The following is an 841-nucleotide window of genomic DNA, read 5'->3' as shown; positions in this document are numbered from 1 at the left end:
AAAAGCGGGTGGGATTACGTTTGGTATCACATCAGGAAGTGAGTTTTGTTGTACAGTTTGATTATTACAATGGGTCATTGCAGGTTAAAGATATTTTTGAGGTTGAGAAGAAGTAGTTTTTATTAATCTTTGGGGGGTCTGTTGCTTCATTTGTTCTTTGTCATTGTGGTTCATTTTTGAAGAGGTTTTTTTATGTTAATTTTTAGATTTTTCACGTTATGTGATAGTAGAAAAGGGTATTTCCATCATTTACCTTTTTTACATTTTTTACATTTTTCAAATCCATTAAGACGGTTGCTGATTATAATGATGTTCAGTGTTAGTTTCCCGATGATGAGTTTTGCAGTGTCATCGGACTCATCCGACTCCACACAGCTTAGTAGCTCACCGTTTGCGGCAGATATTACTGATGAAGTTACGGTACATGACATAACGGATGGTGACGTAAAAGCGAGCGAGTACGATGGAAATGAAGAAAAAGAGGAAAAAAAACAAAAAAAGCAAAAAGAGGAGAAAAAGCTAGAAAATGTAAATGAGGTCAATGGCTTAAAAAAAGAGGCTTCAGCGGAAGATGAGCAGCTAAAAGAAAGGGATTATGCCTTATTGTTGGCGGCAATGAACAAGCAAGGGGTGACGCCATTGTCACATGAACAATTTAAGCAAGCTAAACAAGTTAATCAAAGTGATAAGAATCAAGTGAGCAATGCTCATTATACGTATCCTGTCGAGGTAATGACTCCTCAGCAAACAGCGGCATTTAGTGCCTCTATAGAACGTGACAAGGCAAAAAAAGTAAAAAAGGTAAAAGATCATAGTTATCGCAGCACATTAAGACCGACAG

1 protein-coding gene is annotated in these 841 nt (G+C 37.1%); it reads left to right on the top strand.

The window, feature by feature from the left end:
- Window positions 1–306: 306 nt before the first annotated feature.
- Window positions 307–841: hypothetical protein (locus tag DNJ75_RS15000; protein ID WP_206609139.1), on the top strand; the 535-nt coding region annotated here is incomplete at its 3' end.

Source organism: Cysteiniphilum litorale, from assembly GCF_003428165.1.
Taxonomy (GTDB): Bacteria; Pseudomonadota; Gammaproteobacteria; order Francisellales; family Francisellaceae; genus Caedibacter; species Caedibacter litoralis.
This window is presented reverse-complemented; position numbering and strand designations above follow the sequence as displayed.